20 protein-coding genes and 1 pseudogene are annotated in these 17,232 nt (G+C 69.5%); 10 read left to right on the plus strand and 11 right to left on the minus strand.

Going from position 1 to position 17,232, the window contains the following annotated elements:
* The 3 genes and pseudogenes from Q8Q88_RS24015 to Q8Q88_RS24025 form a co-directional block, all read right to left on the minus strand.
* Nucleotides 1-269 (minus strand): annotated as a pseudogene (locus tag Q8Q88_RS24015) (succinate--CoA ligase subunit alpha); the annotation flags it as partial.
* Complete coding sequence (gene sucC / locus Q8Q88_RS24020; protein WP_305677702.1) at nucleotides 269-1,468, minus strand: ADP-forming succinate--CoA ligase subunit beta; 1,200 nt, start codon at nucleotides 1,466-1,468, stop codon at nucleotides 269-271. The pseudogene Q8Q88_RS24015 and the gene sucC, both read right to left, overlap by 1 nt.
* A gap of 154 nt (nucleotides 1,469-1,622) precedes the next feature.
* Entirely contained in the window at nucleotides 1,623-2,120 is a 498-nt protein-coding gene (locus Q8Q88_RS24025; protein WP_305677703.1) for a DUF2306 domain-containing protein, read from the minus strand.
* Nucleotides 2,121-2,293: 173 nt separating this feature from the next.
* On the opposite strand from Q8Q88_RS24025, the gene Q8Q88_RS24030 reads away from it, so the two are divergent.
* Nucleotides 2,294-3,067: a LytTR family DNA-binding domain-containing protein gene (locus Q8Q88_RS24030; RefSeq protein WP_305677704.1), complete on the plus strand. Its 774-nt coding sequence runs from the start codon at nucleotides 2,294-2,296 to the stop codon at nucleotides 3,065-3,067.
* Here the strand turns inward: Q8Q88_RS24030 and Q8Q88_RS24035 are convergent, their stop codons facing one another.
* On the minus strand, nucleotides 3,068-3,607 hold the full coding sequence (locus Q8Q88_RS24035; protein WP_305677748.1) for a GNAT family N-acetyltransferase: 540 nt from the start codon (nucleotides 3,605-3,607) through the stop codon (nucleotides 3,068-3,070).
* Nucleotides 3,608-3,722: 115 nt separating this feature from the next.
* On the opposite strand from Q8Q88_RS24035, the gene Q8Q88_RS24040 reads away from it, so the two are divergent.
* Nucleotides 3,723-4,439 carry a lysozyme inhibitor LprI family protein gene (locus Q8Q88_RS24040; RefSeq protein ID WP_305677705.1) on the plus strand — a complete coding sequence of 239 codons (717 nt, stop codon included), beginning with the start codon at nucleotides 3,723-3,725 and terminating at the stop codon, nucleotides 4,437-4,439.
* Nucleotides 4,440-4,477: 38 nt separating this feature from the next.
* Here Q8Q88_RS24040 and Q8Q88_RS24045 read toward each other — a convergent pair whose 3' ends face one another.
* Nucleotides 4,478-5,458, minus strand: a complete 981-nt coding sequence (locus Q8Q88_RS24045; RefSeq protein ID WP_371129909.1) for a malate dehydrogenase — start codon at nucleotides 5,456-5,458, stop codon at nucleotides 4,478-4,480.
* A 137-nt stretch (nucleotides 5,459-5,595) separates the two neighbouring features.
* On the opposite strand from Q8Q88_RS24045, the gene Q8Q88_RS24050 reads away from it, so the two are divergent.
* On the plus strand, nucleotides 5,596-6,003 hold the full coding sequence (locus Q8Q88_RS24050) for an HIT domain-containing protein (protein WP_305677707.1): 408 nt from the start codon (nucleotides 5,596-5,598) through the stop codon (nucleotides 6,001-6,003).
* Here Q8Q88_RS24050 and Q8Q88_RS24055 read toward each other — a convergent pair.
* Together Q8Q88_RS24055 and Q8Q88_RS24060 are read right to left on the minus strand one after the other, a co-directional pair.
* On the minus strand, nucleotides 6,000-6,596 hold the full coding sequence (locus tag Q8Q88_RS24055; RefSeq protein ID WP_305677708.1) for a hypothetical protein: 597 nt from the start codon (nucleotides 6,594-6,596) through the stop codon (nucleotides 6,000-6,002). The two genes, Q8Q88_RS24050 and Q8Q88_RS24055, sit on opposite strands and share 4 nt — an antisense overlap.
* A 10-nt stretch (nucleotides 6,597-6,606) precedes the next feature.
* Entirely contained in the window at nucleotides 6,607-7,458 is an 852-nt protein-coding gene (locus Q8Q88_RS24060) for a CoA ester lyase (RefSeq protein WP_305677709.1), read from the minus strand.
* Between the two features lie 58 nt (nucleotides 7,459-7,516).
* On the opposite strand from Q8Q88_RS24060, the gene Q8Q88_RS24065 reads away from it, so the two are divergent.
* The gene (locus Q8Q88_RS24065) at nucleotides 7,517-7,900 is read left to right on the plus strand and encodes a DUF2237 family protein (protein WP_305677710.1); all 384 of its coding nucleotides are present in this window, start codon (nucleotides 7,517-7,519) and stop codon (nucleotides 7,898-7,900) included.
* Here the strand turns inward: Q8Q88_RS24065 and thpR are convergent.
* Nucleotides 7,897-8,433, minus strand: a complete 537-nt coding sequence (gene thpR, locus Q8Q88_RS24070) for an RNA 2',3'-cyclic phosphodiesterase (protein ID WP_305677711.1) — start codon at nucleotides 8,431-8,433, stop codon at nucleotides 7,897-7,899. The two genes, Q8Q88_RS24065 and thpR, sit on opposite strands and share 4 nt — an antisense overlap.
* 127 nt (nucleotides 8,434-8,560) lie before the next feature.
* On the opposite strand from thpR, the gene Q8Q88_RS24075 reads away from it, so the two are divergent.
* A complete protein-coding gene (locus Q8Q88_RS24075) occupies nucleotides 8,561-9,310 on the plus strand; it encodes a Bax inhibitor-1/YccA family protein (protein WP_305677712.1) in 750 nt (249 codons plus the stop codon).
* Between the two features lie 64 nt (nucleotides 9,311-9,374).
* On the opposite strand, the gene Q8Q88_RS24080 is transcribed toward Q8Q88_RS24075, so the two are convergent.
* The 3 genes from Q8Q88_RS24080 to acnA all read right to left on the minus strand — a co-directional run bounded on the left by Q8Q88_RS24080 (nucleotide 9,375) and on the right by acnA (nucleotide 13,572).
* Entirely contained in the window at nucleotides 9,375-9,707 is a 333-nt protein-coding gene (locus Q8Q88_RS24080; RefSeq protein WP_305677749.1) for a DUF2794 domain-containing protein, read from the minus strand.
* Between the two features lie 359 nt (nucleotides 9,708-10,066).
* Nucleotides 10,067-10,765, minus strand: a complete 699-nt coding sequence (locus Q8Q88_RS24085) for a thioredoxin family protein (protein WP_305677713.1) — start codon at nucleotides 10,763-10,765, stop codon at nucleotides 10,067-10,069.
* 116 nt (nucleotides 10,766-10,881) lie between these two features.
* On the minus strand, nucleotides 10,882-13,572 hold the full coding sequence (gene acnA / locus Q8Q88_RS24090) for an aconitate hydratase AcnA (protein WP_305677714.1): 2,691 nt from the start codon (nucleotides 13,570-13,572) through the stop codon (nucleotides 10,882-10,884).
* 313 nt (nucleotides 13,573-13,885) lie between these two features.
* Between acnA and ccmA the strand changes: the two genes are divergently transcribed.
* The 5 genes from ccmA (at nucleotide 13,886) to ccmC (ending at nucleotide 17,232) form a co-directional block, all read left to right on the plus strand.
* Complete coding sequence (ccmA, locus tag Q8Q88_RS24095) at nucleotides 13,886-14,488, plus strand: heme ABC exporter ATP-binding protein CcmA (protein ID WP_305677715.1); 603 nt, start codon at nucleotides 13,886-13,888, stop codon at nucleotides 14,486-14,488.
* Nucleotides 14,485-15,150: a heme exporter protein CcmB gene (gene ccmB / locus Q8Q88_RS24100; RefSeq protein ID WP_305677716.1), complete on the plus strand. Its 666-nt coding sequence runs from the start codon at nucleotides 14,485-14,487 to the stop codon at nucleotides 15,148-15,150. The genes ccmA and ccmB overlap by 4 nt, the downstream gene beginning before the upstream one ends.
* 62 nt (nucleotides 15,151-15,212) lie before the next feature.
* Nucleotides 15,213-15,728 carry a Spy/CpxP family protein refolding chaperone gene (locus Q8Q88_RS24105; protein WP_305677717.1) on the plus strand — a complete coding sequence of 172 codons (516 nt, stop codon included), beginning with the start codon at nucleotides 15,213-15,215 and terminating at the stop codon, nucleotides 15,726-15,728.
* 141 nt (nucleotides 15,729-15,869) lie between these two features.
* On the plus strand, nucleotides 15,870-16,463 hold the full coding sequence (locus Q8Q88_RS24110) for a Spy/CpxP family protein refolding chaperone (protein WP_305677718.1): 594 nt from the start codon (nucleotides 15,870-15,872) through the stop codon (nucleotides 16,461-16,463).
* 40 nt (nucleotides 16,464-16,503) lie between these two features.
* Complete coding sequence (ccmC, locus tag Q8Q88_RS24115) at nucleotides 16,504-17,232, plus strand: heme ABC transporter permease CcmC (protein WP_305677719.1); 729 nt, start codon at nucleotides 16,504-16,506, stop codon at nucleotides 17,230-17,232.

The following is a 17,232-nucleotide window of genomic DNA, read 5'->3' on the forward strand; positions in this document are numbered from 1 at the left end:
ATCTCCGCGTCGATGGCTTCCAGGATCGAGTCGGCGGCGAACGGCGGCGGGACATAGATCACGCTGGCGTCGGCGCCGGTCTGCTGGGCCGCCTCACGCACGGTGTCGAACACCGGCAGGCCGATGTGGGTGGTCCCGCCCTTACCCGGGGTGACGCCGCCGACCATCTTGGTGCCGTAGGCGATGGCCTGTTCCGAGTGGAAGGTGCCCTGGGCGCCGGTGATGCCCTGGCAGATGACCCGGGTGTTCTTGCCGATCAGGATGGACATTACGCACGCTCCCGGACGGCTTTGACGATCTTTTCCGCGCCGTCGCTGAGATCGTTGGCGGCGATCACGTCGAGGCCGCTCTCGTTGATGATCTTCTTGCCCAGTTCGGCGTTGGTGCCCTCGAGGCGCACCACCAGGGGCACGCTGAGGCCGACCTGCTTGACCGCGTTGACCACGCCGTTCGCCAGGATGTCGCAGCGGGCGATGCCGCCGAAGATGTTGACCAGGATGCCCTTCACGTTGGGGTCGGCCATGATGATCTTGAAGGCCGCCGTCACCTTGGGCTCGTCGGCGCCGCCGCCCACGTCCAGGAAGTTGGCGGGTTCGGCGCCATAGAGCTTGATGATGTCCATGGTCGCCATGGCCAGGCCCGCGCCGTTGACCATGCAGCCGATCTCGCCGTCGAGGGCGATATAGGAGAGGTCGAACTTGGCGGCCTCGATCTCCTTGGGGTCCTCCTCGGTCTCGTCGCGCAGGGCGACGATGTCGGGGTGCCGGAAGAGCGCGTTCGAATCGAAGCTGACCTTGGCGTCGAGGACCTTCAGGTGATCGTCCCCGGTGACGATCAGCGGATTGATCTCCAGCATGCTCATGTCCTTGGCCAGGAACGCCGCATAGAGCTGGCCGAGCAGGGTCGCGGCCTCCTTCGCCAGGCCGCCGGAGATGCCCAGCGCCTTGGCCAGGGTCCGCGCATGGTGCGGGAAGACGCCGGTGGCCGGATCGATGGAGAAGGTCACGATCTTCTCGGGGGTCGAGTGGGCGACCTCCTCGATGTCCATGCCGCCTTCGGTGGAGGCCACGACCGAGACCCGGCTCGTTTCGCGGTCGACCAGCAGCGACAGGTAGAATTCCTTGGCGATGTCGGCGCCTTCCTCGATGTAGAGGCGGTTCACCTGCTTGCCCTTGGGCCCCGTCTGGTGGGTCACCAGCACCCGGCCCAGCATCTCCTCGGCGTTGGCGCGGACGTCGTCGGCGGACTTGACCACCCGGACCCCGCCCTTGGCGTCGGGCCCAAGGCCTTCGAAGCGCCCCTTGCCGCGCCCGCCGGCGTGGATCTGCGACTTCACGACGAAGACCGACCCTCCGAGGTTCTTGGCGGCCCTGTAGGCCTCTTCGGCGGAGAATGCGGCGTAGCCGCGCGGGACCGCCACGCCGAACTCGGAGAGGACGGACTTGGCTTGATGCTCGTGGATGTTCATGAGGTCGCGAAACGCGTGATCTGCAGCCCGCCCGGTGCGGCGAGTGGCCGGGGTTATAGGCGCCGTACCCCCCTGTGGCAACCGCGCCACGGGAAGAAAAAGCCGCATTGCAGCAAAGATTTGGCGACCCCCGCCACCGGTATCATTTTCATCATCAGGCGAAAAACACGGCCCACAGAATCCGCCCCGGTAGGAAGGCCAGGCCGCCCGCGAGGAACATGCCGCCGACATACATCCCGGTCATGGTCCGCCGGTGAGCGCGGACGTCGTGGTGGCGCGCTGCGTAGAGCGCCGCCGGCAAGGCGATGATCACCCAGCCGGAAATGGCGTGGACGAAACTGAAGTTCCCGGGATTGAGCTCGCGGATGAACAGCGAGCTCACCGCCGTGGTCGCCATGCTCGCCGCCCAGGTCCAGCCCAGGGTGCGGTGCGGCAGGGTTCCCTTGGGTCCGAGCAACAGCACGGCGCCGATCAGGAAGGTGGCGATCGCGGCGCCCAGGTGGAGCTTGATCTGCGGCGAGGCCGCCGCGATGGGCGCGAAGTCGGGCGCGCGCAGACCCCCGGCGATGGCGACAAGGCCCGTGCCGACGGCGAGGGCGAGGCTGATCGCCGGGGCGTGGCGGCCGGCGGTTGGTTTGGCGGGATTGGACATGGGAAGGCTCCGGAATGAGGCGAGGTCGCCTTCCTGCCGACCGGCGCGATCCCGCGCAGCGGCCCTTGCACGAGTCGCCGCGCCGGCTGCGTGGACGGCCGCGCCCGCCGCTCGCGCTTCGCCAAACGCCGGGCCGCTTCTCACCGGGCCGCAATCATGATCTCAACTGGCCCATGGCGGAGGCGCGAAAACTGAAGGCTTTCAGCTGGGGGCCGTATGGCGGCCGGGCCGGCTTCCTGCGCAGCTTGCTGGTGGCGGTCATAGCCGGCGGTTTCCTGGCCTTCTCCGGCGCCTTCGGCATGGACGAGATGTCGCTCGCGCTGCGGTTCGCCTATTGGATTCCGCTGATGGCGGCGGGGACTCTGTGGGGTTCGCTCGCCGCCCGCCTGGTGTTCGGCGCCCATCCGGACGGGTTGCGCATGATCGCGCGCATCCTGGCGGCCGGACTGCTGATCGGAATTCCGTTCACCGGCGTGGTCTGGATCACCAACAACCTGTTCATGGGGTCCCAGATCGGACCTCGGCAGGCCCTGTCGCTCTGCGTCACCGTCACCGTCGTCTCGGTGGTCATGGTGGCGATCAACGCCCTGGTCGCGCGCGGTGACCGGCCAGCTTCGCGTCAACCCCCCGCCCCGCCCCGCTTCCTGGAACGCCTGCCGCTGAAGCTGCGCGGCGCCGAGGTCTGGGCGGTGGAGTCGGAAGACCACTACCTGCGCCTGCACACCTCCAAGGGCCAGGATCTGATCCTGCTGCGGCTCGCCGATGCGGTCGCCGAGCTGGAGGGGCTCGAGGGAGCCCAGGTCCACCGCTCCTGGTGGGTGGCCCGCGACGCCATCGCCGACGCCACGCGCGGCGACGGCCGGGCGACCTTGACGCTCAAGGACGGGTCGGAGGTCCCAGTCAGCCGGACCTATGCCAAGATCATCCGCGAGAAGGGCTGGATCTGATCAGCGCCGCCGGGCCCGCCACTGTTCCCGGGTCTGGCCCCAGACGTCGACGCTGTCGTTCAGCGGCGGCGGCAGGACCGCGTGGCGCAGGATCGAGGAGCCCAGCCGCCGGGCCACGTTCTGGGAATTGGTGTTGCCGGGGTCGATGCAGTGGATCACCTCGGTCCAGCCCAGATGGTCGAAGGCCCAGTCGATAGCCGCAGCTGCGCCCTCCGGCGCATAGCCCTTGCCCCAGTGCTCCCGCGCGATCCCCCAGCCGACCTCGGTGCCGGGCCAGCCATCGGGCGACCAGGGGCCCAAGCGTCCGACCCAGTCGCCGCTCGACTTCTCCACCACCGAGAACATGCTAAAGCCGGCCACCGTCCAGGCGCCCGTCATGGTGCACATGCCGCGCCAGGCGACGGGACGGGGCTGCGCGCCGCCGAGGAAGCGGCCGGCCTCCTCGTCGGCCACGAATGCGGCCCAGGGTTCGAAGTCCGCCGCAATAGGCGGGCGCAGGATCAACCGTTCGGTCTCGAGGGTGGGGCCCAGGCTCACGATGACGTCCTCCGGTTGGTCTTCGGCGAGTAGCCGCGATGGGCGCGCGCGGCAACCGGTTCAGCCGCCATTCAGCCGTCTGATGCGTTCTGGAGGTGAACAAGCCGGACGCCGCTGCATGACCTACGATCCCTGGGAAGACCCGCCGTTGACCATGGCGCGGGAAGAACCGCCGCCGCCGCCCGAGCCCGCTCGGCGCCGGCTCAATCGCAACGCCCTGATCGGCGGCGTGGCCATCGCGTGCGTGCTGGGCCTGGGGCTGGGACTCGCCGCCAGGCCCGACCTGATCGGGCGCGGCCCAAAGCCCGCCCCGATGGAATCGCGGGCCGCGGCGGCCGACGGCCAGATCGAGGTGGTGATGGCCGATCCCCCGCCCCCGCCGCCCGTCGTCGAGCGCCCGCCGCTGGAGACCATGTCGCCGGAACTGATCCAGGCCGCCCCGAAGGCCGCGCCAGCGCCGCCGACACCGGCGCCCGAGCCGGACCCGGAAGCCGTCCCCGACGCCCTGCAGTCGGCGATCGACGCCAGCGTCCGCGCCCCCGATCCTGTCGGCGTCGCGCGGCCCAGCTTCGATTGCGGGCGGGCCAATTCGCTGGCCGAGGAGATGGTCTGCGCCGACCCGGCCCTGGCGGCCGCCGATCGGCAATTGGCGCGCGCCTTCCGGCGGGCGCTGCGGGCCGGCGCGCCCCATGACGAACTGCGCGGCGAGCAGGACGACTGGCTGGAGATCCGCGAGGACGCCGCCCGGCGCTCACCCCGCGCCCTGGCCGCGGTCTACGACCAGCGGATCGAGGAGCTGAACGCTATCGCCGACGAGGCCGGGCGGCGCTGGTAGGACGACGGCTGCCTAGCCATCGTCCCATGGCTTAGGTTCTAGCCCAGCATGTCCTTCACGGTGTCGCGCTCGCCGACCAGTTCGTCGTTGGTGATGGCGATCTTGCTCTTGGCGAAGTCGTCCATCTCATAGCTGGTGATGACCTCATAGCCCGTGGCGGTGGTCTTCACCGGCATGCCGGCCCAGACGCCATCGGCGAAGCCGTAGCGGCCCTGGCTCTCGACGGCGACGGAGTGGACGGCGCCCACGGTGGTCAGGTCGCGGACATGGTCGACCAGGGCGTTGGCCGCCGAGGCCGCCGAGGAGACGCCGCGGGCCTCGATGATCGCCGCGCCGCGCTTGCCTACGGCGGGCAGGTAGTCGTTCTTCAGCCAGGCCTCGTCGCCGATGACCGAGGCGGCGTCCTTGCCGCCGATCTTGGCGTGGGTGAAGTCGGCGAACATGGTCGGGCTGTGGTTGCCGTAGATGAACAGGTCGCTGACCTCGGTGATCGCCACGCCGGCCTTCTGAGCAAGCTGGGCGCGGCCACGGTTCTCGTCCAGCCGCACCATGGCGGTGAAGCGGTCCTTCGGCAGGCGCTTGGCCTGGCTGGCGGCGATCATGATGTTGGTGTTGCAGGGGTTGCCCACCACCGCGACGCGGGCGTCGTCGGCGGCCACGGCGTCGATGGCCTGGCCCTGGGCGATGAAGATCTTGCCATTGTCCTTCAAGAGGTCGGCGCGCTCCATGCCCGGGCCGCGCGGCTTGGAGCCGACCAGCAGGGCCCAGTTGACGTCCTTGAAGGCCATATTGGCGTCGCCGGTCAGCACCATGTCCTGCAGCAACGGGAAGGCGCAGTCCTCCAGTTCCATGGCCACGCCCTTCAGCGCCTTCTGCGGGCCTTCGACCGGGATTTCCAGAAGTTGCAGGATCAGCGGCTGGTCCTTGCCGAACATCTCGCCCGAGGCGATGCGGAAGAGGAGGGCGTAACCGATGTTGCCGGCGGCGCCCGTGACCGCGACGCGGATCGGCTTCTTCATGGTCATGGAACTGTCCCGTGGTTGCAGTGCGAAAATTCGCGGGCGGTCTAGCCCCCATGGGCCCTTGCGGCAAGGCCAAGTGACAGGCGCGGAGCCTGCGGCTACCAACGGTTGGCAGGTCACACGGGGAAGCGGCGATGTTTCAGGCGGATCCGGCGTTCCTCGCCACATCGCACGAGCTTGGCGACCTGAGGCTGAGCCAGGCCCGGCTGCAGGACGACGCCCGTTATCCCTGGATCGTGCTGATCCCCCGCGCCGACGCCGCCCGGGAGTTGGAGGACCTGTCCCGGGAGGACCTGGCGATCCTCACCGACGAGATCCTCGCCGCCGGCCGGGCCGTCCGCGTCCTGGGCGTAGCGGTCGACAAGCTGAACGTCGGAGCGCTCGGCAATGTCACGCCCCAGCTGCACGTGCATGTGGTGGGCCGCCGGGTCGGCGATCCGGCTTGGCCCGATCCGGTCTGGGGCCATGGCCCGGCCGAACCCTACGCCCCCGACGCCTTGGCGCGGGCCCTGGCGGCGGCCAAGGCGGCGCTCGGCCTCTAGTCGCGGCGCAGGACGACCGGGCGGCGCTGGCCGCCCTCCTCGAGCTGGCCGACCCAGGTCCCGTCGGCGGCGGCGTTGAGAACCAGGGTCGCCACCCCCGCGCCAGGCCGCGGGTAGAAGCTGGCGATCAGCTCGCCGCCGGTGCGCTGGATGGCGCTGAGGAAGCCGGACGAATCGGTGGACCCGCGCCGGCGCGGGTCGCGCCAAGCGCCTTCCAGGGGCTCCAGCCCATTGTCGACCAGTTGCAGGCTGTAGAGCGCCGTCCCCTCCCCGCCGCGCAGGGTCCAGGCGCCGTCCATCGGCCCCTGCAGGCCCTGGGCCGAGGCGGACGAGGACCGCAGGCGCGCCTCGTAGCTCAGCTCGACGGGACTCGGCGCCGCCTCCGGCGAACGGCCGGTGTCGTCGACATAGGTCGGGGCGGTGAGCTCCGGCGAAGCCGGGGGCGGGATGTAGGACGGCGGGGGCGGCGCGGGTTCTGGAGCCGGCGGCGGCTGGTCCAGCAGGGCCGCGATGGGGTCGGCCTCCTGGGCGGCGACGGGCGCGACCACGGAGAGCGCCAGGGCGATCTGCAGGAGCGGGGTTCTCAGTCTCAAGGCCGACATCTCACGCCGCGGCGATGGCGTCCGCGACAGCGATCAGACGCCGCGCCTCGTCCAGATGCAACAGCTCCACCATTCGCCCCTCGACCCGGATCACCCCCTTGGCCGCATTTTCCGGCAGATCGAAGGCCGCCACGATGGTCCGCGACCAGGCCACCTCGTCCGGGGTCGGGCTGAAGGCCAGGTTGGCGGCCTCGATCTGGCGCGGATGAATCAGGGTCTTGCCGTCGAAACCGAAGGCCGCCCCCTGGTCGCACTGGGAGGCCAGACCGGCGTCGTCCTCGATGCCGTTGAACACGCCATCGAGGACGACCAGCCCATGGGCCCGCGCCGCCGCGACCATCAGCGACAATGGGGCGGCGAGCGGCGAGCGCGCCACGTCCAGCCGGCAGCGCATCTCCTTGGCCAGGTCATTGGTCCCCGCCACGAAGGCCGACAGCCGCCCGCCCGCCCCGGCGATCTGCGGCAGGGCGAAGATCGCGGCGCAGGTCTCGATCATCACCCAGAGGCGGGTGTCGCCCGAGAGCCTCGCGCCATAGGCCGCGACGTCGGCCGCCGAGGAGACCTTGGGCGCCAGGATCGCGTCGGGCGCCGCCGCCCCGGCCGCCTCCAGGTCGGCCTCGCCCCAGGGGGTGTCCAACCCGTTGACCCGGATCACCACCTCGCGCCGGCCGAAGCCGCCAGCCTTCACCGCCGCCACCGCCTGCGCGCGCGCCAAATCCTTGGCATCGGGGGCGACCGCGTCCTCCAGGTCCAGGATCACCACGTCGCACGGCAGGTCGCGCGCCTTCTCGATGGCGCGCCCATTGGCGGCGGGCATGTAGAGGGCGCTGCGGCGCGGGCGGGGCAAGCTCAAGCGTCCGGCTCCATGGTTCCGATGGCGAAGAGCCCTTTTTAGGAGCTAGGATGGGTACATGACCATCCGCTACGATGACGGGGCCAAGAACGTGCTGGGCGGCGAACTCCTTCCCTGCTCGCTCGACCCCGTGACCGGCTTCTTCCGCAACGGCTGCTGCGAGACCGGACCGCACGACACGGGCATGCACACGGTCTGCGCGGTGATGACCGCCGAATTCCTGGCCTTCTCCAAGAGCATGGGCAACGACCTCTCCACCCCCATGCCGGACTACGCCTTCGCGGGGCTGAAGCCCGGCGACCGCTGGTGCCTCTGCGCCCCGCGCTGGAAGGAAGCCCTGGACGCCGGCATGGCGCCCCAGCTGATCCTCGAGGCCACCCACGAGGAGACCCTGGCCATCGTCCCGCTCGGCGTCCTCAAGGACCACGCGGTCGACGCCTAGACCAACGGATACTCCCGCTCCAGCCGGTAGCGGGAGCCCTCGGCCGTGCGCCAGCTGGAATAGAGGCCGAAGCTGGTCGCCCGGAACGGCGGCGACTTGAGTAGATTGTTGGCCGCGATCCAGACGGCGACGTCGCCGGGGTTGGGCCGGCGCAGATAGGCGAGCGTCACGTGCGGCTTGTAGACCCGAGCGTCCGGCTTCAGGCCCGCCCGCCGCGCGGCGGCCTCGCAGCGCCTGGCGAGTTGGCGCAGATCGGGATCCTCGGCGAGGCCGGCCCAGACGGCGTGGATCTCATGGCCCTCGCCGAACGCGCCGACCCCTTCCAGCTCCAGGTTCAGCGGCGTCCCGGTCACCATGGCCAGCTCCGCGTCCAGGTCGGCCGCGACGTTCTCGGCCACGTCGCCGAAGAAGCGCAGGGTGATGTGGAAGGCCTCCAGCGGCCGCCAGCGGGCGTCGGGCAGGCCGTCCTGGCGCGGGACCAGGCCCGCGCCGATTTCGGACGGTATGGCGACGGCGGCGAACAGGCGAATCATCGCCCTCTACCTAGGATGCGAAACAGCTGACGCAAACGTAATCCGTCCTCCCTTGCGTAGAACAGCCAGGGCCCCGATATTCGGAGGTGCGCCCACTCGGGGCGTTTCGAAAAGGGCTTTGTCTCTGATGAGCGACTTCAACCGCGGCTATGCGCGCACGGTCCCCGTCGATCGCGCCGATATGTCGGTGGACGCGGGTCTGCGCAGCTTCATGCTCGGCGTCTACAACAAGGTGGCGCTGGGGCTTCTCGTTTCGGCCGGACTGGCCTTCCTGACCGGCAGCTTCCCGCCGGTGCGGGACCTGATGTTCTCGACCTCGCCCACGGGCCGCGTCGGCTACACCCTGCTGGGCATGGTCGTGGCGTTCTCGCCGCTGGCGGTGATGTTGTTCGGCATGTTCGCCATGAAGAACGCGACGCCGCGTTCGTCCGGCATCTTCTACTGGACCATCGTCAGCCTGATCGGCGCGGGACTCGGCGTGCTGAGCCTGATCTATACGGGCACGTCGATCTTCTCGACCTTCCTGATCACCTCGGCGGCCTTCGGTGGCCTCTCGCTGTTCGGCTACACCACGAAGAAGGATCTGACCGGCTTCGGCAGCTTCCTGATCGTCGGCCTGATCGGCCTGGTGATCGCCATGGTGGTCAACATGTTCCTGCAAAGCGGAGCGATGGCCTTCATCATCAGCGTCATCGGCGTGCTGATCTTCGCGGGCCTGATCGCCTATGACACCCAGCGCCTGAAGATCAGCTATTACGAGATGGGCGGGAACGAGGCCGCTATGGGCGTGGCCACCAACTACGGCGCGCTCAGCCTCTACCTGAACTTCATCAACCTCTTCCAGTTCCTGCTCAGCATCTTCGGCGACCGCCGCTAGATCTGGTCCAGAATCTGAGATCTCGAAGCCCCGGCGGGAAACCGCCGGGGCTTTTGCTTATGCGCTAGTCGACGATCTTGAAGCGGCCCTTGTCGAAGAACCGCAACACCTGGTCCAGCTCGTGGGCGCGGCGCAGGATCAGCCCGCCCTGGCCGATGATCGCCCAGGCCCCCTGGCGTCGCGCCAGCGAGGGCCGCTTCTCAATGCGGTAGACCGGCGCCTCCGAGGCCCGATGGAAGATCGAGAAGATGCAGGCCTCCGCCGTGGCGCCGACGCCGTAGTCGCGCCATTCGCCGGCGGCGACCATTCGGCCATAGAGCGAGAGGATGCGCCCCAGTTCGTGGCGGTCGAAAAAGACCTGCGCGCGGGAGGTCTGGTGGGACGGATCGAAGACCATCGCGGCGAAGGGTAACCCCAAATCGCCTCCGCCGACAATCCGGGCGAAGCGTGGCCACGGAGACACGCCCGTCGGGCAATCTAAAACAACCGTAACCTCCCGCCTTGGAATGACCTTATTTCGGTCTCCCGCCCGCCTGATCCACTACAGATAGTCCTAATCGTCGGTTGGTCGGAACCTGTTGGTCCCGGATCCTGAACAGCCCCCCCAGCCCCCCTGGATCGTGGGCTTCGGTCAGCCGACGCTTTATCCCCCAGACTCCTCCAGTCTGGACCACATGAGAAAAAGGCCCGCGCGGGATGCCCCCCACCTGCGCGGGCCTCCTCATGTCTGGATCCTGGATCGCGCCGACGGCGGCGCTAGGGCGTCCGCTGGGCCGCGGCCAGGATGCGCCCGCCCTCGGGACCCTGCACCAGGACCGCCGTGACCAGGCCGTCCTCGGTCGGCGGCGGCAGGCGATAGGCGGTGGGCCGGCCGCGCCAGCGTCCCAGCCGCCTGATCTCACGCACCACATTCCTGTGGGCCACGGTCTGGCCGCGGTTGTCGCCCTTCCTGACCACCACGTCCTGCTCCCGCGGGTCATAGCGGACCAGCCAGACCTCCGCCCCGCCTCGCGGCGCCGGGCCGGAGCCCACGTCCACTCGGCGAAGACCGATGAAGGCCATGTCGGGCGCACGGCGTGGAGCCTGGGCGGCCGTCGCCAGCAGCGTGTCGACCTTCTCGGTCTGCAACCCGCCCGCCTGGGCATGTCCGTCGATCACGACCTGGGGGGTATAGGGTTCGCGCAGGTCCAGCCGGGTCACATAGGCCCGCTGGCGGTCGGCGAACTCCGGCTTGGCGAAGGTGTCGGGCCAGCCGAGATAGTCCCAGTAGTCGACCGGGAAGGTCAGGGCGAGCACGCCGGGCTTCTCGGCCAGCTTGCCGACATAGCTGTTGGCCTCGCCGCAGGAGGCGCAGCCCTGGGCGGTATAGAGCTCGATGACCACGGGTGGCTTGGCCGCCGCGGCCAGGCCAGGGGTCGCGATGAGGGTCAGGCACAAAAGCGCGGCTTTACGCATCGTGGCGCAATAAAGCGGACTTCCCCGGAGAATGGGTTTCAACAAGGTGTGACCGGTGCGGCGGTGAAGATGCAGGAGGCCCGCCGGGCGGCGAACCTCCTGCCTCAGGTCATGGTCTAGGCGGCCGAGCGCGCGAGGTTGCGCAGCACGTAGTTCAACACGCCGCCGTGCTTGTAGTACTCGAGTTCGGTGGGCGTATCGATCCGGCAACGAACCGGGAAGCGGGCGATGCGGCCGTCCGACGGACGATACATCTCCACGGTCAGCTGTTTGCGGGGCGACAGCTCCGTCAGGCCGCGGATGGTGACGATCTCCTCGCCGGTCAGGTTGAGCTTCTGCCAGCCCTCCTGGGTGAACTGCAGCGGCAGCACGCCCATGCCGACCAGGTTCGAGCGGTGGATGCGCTCGAAGCTCTCGGCGATCACCGCGCGGACGCCCAGGAGCTTGGTGCCCTTGGCCGCCCAGTCGCGCGACGAACCGGTGCCGTATTCCTTGCCCGCGAACACCACCGCCGGCCGGCCTTCCGACTGGTAGCGCATAGCCGCGTCATAGATCGACATGACGTCGCCGGACGGGAAGTGCTTGGTCACCCCGCCCTCGATGTCGGAGGTGATCTTGTTGCGGATTCGGATGTTGGCGAAGGTGCCGCGCATCATGATCTCGTGATTGCCGCGGCGTGCGCCGTAGGAGTTGTACTCGGTAGGCGGCACCTGGCGTTCGCGCAGGTAGACGCCGGCCGGGGCCGTCGCCTTGATCGAACCGGCCGGGCTGATGTGGTCGGTGGTGATCGAGTCGCCGAACACCCCCAGCACCCGAGCCTCGACGATGTCGACGACGGGGGTCGGCTCCATCTTCAGGCCCTGGAAGTAGGGCGGGTTCTGGACGTAGGTGGAGCCCATGTCCCAGGCGTAGGTCTGGCCGCCGGCAACCTTGATGCCCTGCCAGTTCTTGTCGCCCTTGAAGACGTCGGCATAGCGGGTGTCGAACATCTTCTTGGTGACGTGCTTGCGCTGCAGGACGGCGATCTCTTCCGAGGTCGGCCAGATGTCCTTCAGATAGACCGGCTTGCCGTCCTTGCCTTCGCCGAGCGGCTCGGTGGACAGGTCGATCTTCATGGAACCGGCAAGCGCATAGGCGACCACCAGGGGCGGCGAGGCCAGGTAGTTGGCCCGCACGTCCTGGTTCACCCGGCCTTCGAAGTTGCGGTTGCCCGACAGCACCGAGCAGGCCACCAGGTCGCCCTGGTTCACCGCGTCGGAGATCGCCTCCGGCAGCGGGCCGGAGTTGCCGATACAGGTGGTGCAGCCGTAGCCGACCAGGTTGAAGCCCAGCGCGTCCAGCGACTTGGTCAGGCCGGCGGCCTTCAGATAGTCGGTGACCACCTGCGAACCGGGGGCCAGCGAGGTCTTCACCCAGGGCTTCACCTTCAGGCCCTTTTCGATCGCCTTCTTGGCGACCAGGCCCGCGGCGATCAGCACCGAGGGGTTGGAGGTGTTGGTGCAGGAAGTGATGGCGGCGATCACCACGTCGCCGTGGCCGACGTCGAACGTCTCGCCGGCGACCGGGACCCGCGCATCGGGGACGTCGCCCTTGCCGAAGTCCTTGCCGAGCGCGAGGGCGAACTCGGCCGCGGCCTCGGAGAGCAGGACGCGGTCCTGCGGACGCTTCGGACCGGCCAGCGAGGGCAGGACGGCGGCGAGGTCGAGCTCCAGGGTGTCGGAGAACACCGGATCGGCGTCGCCCGGCTCGACCCACATGCCCTGTTCCTTGGCATAGGCCTCGACCAGCGCCACGCGCTCCTCGGCGCGTCCCGTCGCCCGCAGATAGTCGATCGTCGACTTGGTCACCGGGAAGAAGCCGCAGGTGGCGCCGTATTCCGGGGCCATGTTGGCGATGGTCGCCTGGTCTTCCAGGGTCAGGCCCGACAGACCGGGGCCGAAGAATTCCACGAACTTTCCGACCACGCCCTTCTTGCGCAGCATCTGGGTGACGGTGAGCACCAGGTCGGTGGCGGTCGCGCCTTCCGGCATGGCGCCGGAGAGCTTGAAGCCGATGACCTCGGGGATCAGCATCGGGATCGGCTGGCCCAGCATGGCGGCCTCGGCCTCGATGCCGCCCACGCCCCAGCCCAGGACGGCCAGGCCGTTGACCATGGTGGTGTGGCTGTCGGTGCCGACCACGGTGTCGGGATAGGCGACGGCGTCGGAGCCTTCCTCACCCAGCCAGACGGTTTGGGCGAGGTACTCAAGATTCACCTGGTGACAAATTCCGGTGCCGGGGGGCACGACGCGGAAGTTGTTGAAGGCCGATGAGCCCCAGCGCAGGAAGCGGTAGCGCTCGATATTGCGCTCGTACTCGCGCTCGACGTTCTCGCCGAAGGCCTTGGCGGTGCCGAAGTGGTCCACCATCACCGAGTGGTCGATGACCAGGTCGACAGGGTTCAGCGGGTTGATCTTCTCCGGATCGGCGCCCAGGCTGGTCATGGCGTCGCGCATGGCGGCCAAGTCGACCACGGCGGGCACGCCGGTGAAGTCCTGCATCAGCACTCGGGCAGGGCGGAAGCTGATCTCGTGTTCGACCGAGCCCTTGTTGTCGAGCCAGGCGGCCAGCGCCTTGAGGTCGTCGGGGGTGACGGTCTTGCCGTCTTCGTTGCGCAGCAGGTTTTCCAGCAGCACCTTCATGGAGACCGGCAGGCGCGAGACGCCCGAAAGACCGGCTTCCTCCGCGGCGCGAAGGCTGTAGTAGACGTAAGACTTGTCGCCCACCGCGAGTTCGCGGCGGCTATTCAAACTGTTGGCTGACGCCATTTTCAAGGATCCTTCCTCTGTTCGCGGCCGCTCAACGTCCAATCCGGGGATCGCGCGCTTTTGGAGGCGGACACACAGCGTTCGCCCCAGCGCCGCGTACGCCCCCCGAGGTGGCGACGGCCGCGCGCGTCATAGCCCCTGGAACCCGGCTCGTCCATGCGGCGGGCCGGTCCTTTTCCTCCCCCGGTCACGGGGGAGGGGGATCGCCGGCAGGCGGTGGAGGGGGCGGCTTCAAGCTCAGCGCCTGGTCTCGCCCCCTCCACCACGCTGACGCGTGGTCCCCCTCCCCCGCTACGCAGGGGAGGAATTGGGCGTGATCGCGGACCTGGAGATCGGAAACCTGGCCCTGCGCCGGGGCGGGCGCCTGCTGTTCCAGGGCCTGGAGTTGCGCCTCAAGGCGGGCGAGGCCGCGGCGCTTACCGGCCGCAACGGGGCGGGCAAGACCAGCCTGCTGCGCGCCATCGCCGGCCTGGTGGGCCTGGAAGCCGGGACCATCGGCTTCGGCGATCTCGACCCCGTCCTGGCCCGCAGCGACCACATCCACCTGGTCGGCCACCAGGACGGCCAGAAGCCCGCCCGCACGGTGCGCGAGGAACTCGACTTCTGGACGCTTTGGACCGGAGGAACGTCGGCCTCGGCCGAGATGGCCGCCCGGGCGTTTGAGCTGACACCCCTACTCGACCTCGAGGTCCGCCGCCTGTCCGCCGGCCAGAGGCGCAGGCTGGCCCTGGCCCGGCTGCTGGCCGCCCCGCGCGGGCTATGGCTGCTGGATGAGCCGCTGAGCCCCCTCGACGCCGACTGGCGCGCGCGATTCGGGGCGATGATGGCGCAGCACCTGGCCGGCGGCGGGATGATCGTCGCGGCCGTCCACGATCCCCTGCCGATCCCCGCCAAGGCGCTGGAGATCTCAGCGTGAGCCGGGCCCTCGCCCTGCTTCGCCGCGAGACCGCCCTGGCCTGGGGCCGCGGCGGCGGGCCGCTGGTCTCCGTAGGATTCTACGCCGGGGTCGCCACCCTGCTGCCCCTGGCCATCGGGCCCGAGCCCGCACGACTGGTGGCCGTGGCGCCCGGCGCGGCCTGGGTCGCTCTGGCGCTCGCCGCCCTGCTGTCGCTGGATCGCCTGTTCGAGCGCGACTACGAGGACGGGGCGCTGGATCTGCTGGTCATGTCACCAACGCCCCTGGAGATCACCTGCGCCATCAAGTGCCTGGGCCAGTGGATCGCCACCGCCGCGCCGCTCGCCCTGGCCGCGCCGATCGCCGCCATCGCGCTCGGCGCCGAGCCGCGCCTGGCGCCCTTGATCTTCGCCTGCGCCCTGGTCGGCGGCCTGGCGTTTTCATTTGTCGGCGGGATCGGGGCGGCGCTCAGCCTGGGCGCCCGGCGCGGCGGCCTACTCACCGCGGTGATCGTCCTGCCGCTCTTCGTGCCGCCGGTGATCTTCGGCGGCGGGGCGCTGGACGCCATGGCCGGCGGCCTGCCCTGGGCCTCGGGTTTCCTGCTGCTCAGCGCCTATGCCGCCGGAGCCATGGCGCTCGGGCCGATCGCCATGGCCGCGGCCTGCCGCAACGCGCTGTCCTAGCGACGGACTTCCGCCGACCGCCCGTTCAAGCTGCAAGGGGCGTGAAACTGGAGTTGCGATCTATGAACCTTGGAAAATTCGCGCCGCTGGCCTTAAGCGGCGTCATCCTTGCCGCGGGCCTCGCCACGGCGAGCGTCGCCCAACAACCGCCGCTGCCCGCCACCGCCATGCCCGGCCATGGCGACCGCGACGGACAACACGGCGGCATGCGCCACGCCGATCCGGCCGAGGGCGCCGCCAAGCGCGCAGAACACCTGCGCGCGGCCCTGCAGCTGCGCCCCGACCAGGAGGCCGCCCTGAAGGCCTTCATCGACTCCCACCAGCGGCCGGCCGGCGACCGTGAGAAGCGCCAAGAACGCCGTGGCGAGATGGCGGGGCTCACCACACCGCAGCGGCTGGACGCCCAGAAGGCCCGCATGGCCGAACACGAAGCGCGGTTCGAGCAGCACGCTGCGGCCACCAAGCGGTTCTACGCCCAGCTCTCGCCCGCCCAGCAGAAGGCCTTCGACGCCCTTCACGCGGGACGCGGCGGTCACGGCGGCGGGCGGCATCATGGCCGCATGGGCGGGCGCGGCTAGACGCCTGATCACGGGACGGGCCCGGCGTCCGTCCCGCGACATTACGAAAGCTTCACCTGGAAGCGTCGCCATTGGCCACTTTTCGCCATGGTCGGCGCGGACCGTCGGTCTCTCGGCAACCGCCAACAGGGAGAAACGGCGATGTCTCGAGGCTTGACCTGGCTGCTCGCGGGAGCCGCCCTTTCCCTTTCCGCCGGCGCGGTGCTCGCCGCCGAACCCAAACCGGCGCCCGCCCCCAAGACCTGGAACAAGGAATTCATCGACAAGGGGGGACATGCCGGGCCCGATCGGCACGTCATGATGCCGCGCTACGGCGACCGCGACGGCCACCTGAGCGCGATCCTGCAGCTTCGCCCCGACCAGGAGCCGGCGCTCAAGGCCTATCTCGAGGCCGTGAAGCCCAGGCGCGAGCACAATGTCGGCTTCCACCACGCCGCCGAACAGCGCTCCACCCTCGCCCGCCTGGACGAGATGGAGGCCCGGATGGCCGAGCACCAGGCCGCCATGCAGGCCCGCATCGCCGCGACGCGGACCTTCTACGCGGCCCTGGACGAGCGCCAGAAGCGCGCCTTCGACGAGATGCCAATGATGATGTTCGCCGGCCCTGGCTTCGGCCCCATGCCGTTAGGGCCCATGGCGGTGATGCATCGCATGCCGAGGATGCATGATTTCGACGGCGAACCCCTGCCGCCGGCGCCCCCTGAGCCGCCCGCCCCGCCGCCGCCGCGGCGCTAGGCGCCTTGCCCACGGCCGCGCCGGGGGCTAATCCGCCTCCATGATCCCGGCGCCGGCCTTTCTGTCGAACCCCGAGCGGTTCATGGCCTTTTCCCGCTGGGCCGCGCCGATGTTCGGCGCGCTGGCGGCCGGCCTGGGGCTCGCTGGCCTTTGGCTGGGCTTCGCCGCGCCAGAGGACTACCAGCAGGGCGACACGGTACGGATCATGTTCATCCACGTGCCTGCGGCCTATATGAGCATGTTCGTCTACGCCTGCCTGGCCGGGGCAAGCTTTCTCTCGCTCATTTTCCGCCACGCCCTGGCCGACGCCGCGGCGCGGGCCGCCGCCCCGCTGGGCGCGGCCTTCACCTTCCTGGCGCTGGTGACGGGCTCGCTCTGGGGACGCCCGATGTGGGGGACCTGGTGGGAGTGGGATGCGCGCATGACGTCGGTGCTGATCCTGTTCCTGCTGTACGTGTCGTATATGGCCCTGCGCGCCTCGCTGGACGACGAGACCAAGGCGGCCCGCGCCGCGGCGATCCTCGCCCTGGTGGGGATCGTCAACCTGCCCGTCGTCAAGTTCTCGGTCGACTGGTGGAACAGCTTGCATCAGGGCGCATCGGTGTTCCGTGCGGACGGCCCCGCGATGCCGCCGATCTTCCTATGGCCGCTTGGCTTGATGGCGCTGGCCTACACCGCGGCCTTCGGGTCCCTATGGCTCGTGGGCATCCGCGCCGAGGTCTGGCGCCGCCGCGCCGAGGCCGCCGCCCTGCGCGCGGCGAGGAGCTGA

This window comes from Phenylobacterium sp. (assembly GCF_030697925.1).
Classification (GTDB): Bacteria; Pseudomonadota; Alphaproteobacteria; order Caulobacterales; family Caulobacteraceae; genus Phenylobacterium.

Coding starts and splice junctions, on each gene's coding strand:
- sucC (WP_305677702.1), bottom strand. CDS start 1,468: ATGAACATCCACGAGCATCAAGCCAAGTCCGTCCTCTCCGAGTTCGGC.
- Q8Q88_RS24025 (WP_305677703.1), bottom strand. CDS start 2,120: ATGTCCAATCCCGCCAAACCAACCGCCGGCCGCCACGCCCCGGCGATC.
- Q8Q88_RS24030 (WP_305677704.1), top strand. CDS start 2,294: ATGGCGGAGGCGCGAAAACTGAAGGCTTTCAGCTGGGGGCCGTATGGC.
- Q8Q88_RS24040 (WP_305677705.1), top strand. CDS start 3,723: ATGACCTACGATCCCTGGGAAGACCCGCCGTTGACCATGGCGCGGGAA.
- Q8Q88_RS24045 (WP_371129909.1), bottom strand. CDS start 5,458: ATGAAGAAGCCGATCCGCGTCGCGGTCACGGGCGCCGCCGGCAACATC.
- Q8Q88_RS24050 (WP_305677707.1), top strand. CDS start 5,596: ATGTTTCAGGCGGATCCGGCGTTCCTCGCCACATCGCACGAGCTTGGC.
- Q8Q88_RS24065 (WP_305677710.1), top strand. CDS start 7,517: ATGACCATCCGCTACGATGACGGGGCCAAGAACGTGCTGGGCGGCGAA.
- thpR (WP_305677711.1), bottom strand. CDS start 8,433: ATGATTCGCCTGTTCGCCGCCGTCGCCATACCGTCCGAAATCGGCGCG.
- Q8Q88_RS24075 (WP_305677712.1), top strand. CDS start 8,561: ATGAGCGACTTCAACCGCGGCTATGCGCGCACGGTCCCCGTCGATCGC.
- Q8Q88_RS24080 (WP_305677749.1), bottom strand. CDS start 9,707: ATGGTCTTCGATCCGTCCCACCAGACCTCCCGCGCGCAGGTCTTTTTC.
- Q8Q88_RS24085 (WP_305677713.1), bottom strand. CDS start 10,765: ATGCGTAAAGCCGCGCTTTTGTGCCTGACCCTCATCGCGACCCCTGGC.
- acnA (WP_305677714.1), bottom strand. CDS start 13,572: ATGGCGTCAGCCAACAGTTTGAATAGCCGCCGCGAACTCGCGGTGGGC.
- Q8Q88_RS24105 (WP_305677717.1), top strand. CDS start 15,213: ATGAACCTTGGAAAATTCGCGCCGCTGGCCTTAAGCGGCGTCATCCTT.
- Q8Q88_RS24110 (WP_305677718.1), top strand. CDS start 15,870: ATGTCTCGAGGCTTGACCTGGCTGCTCGCGGGAGCCGCCCTTTCCCTT.
- ccmC (WP_305677719.1), top strand. CDS start 16,504: ATGATCCCGGCGCCGGCCTTTCTGTCGAACCCCGAGCGGTTCATGGCC.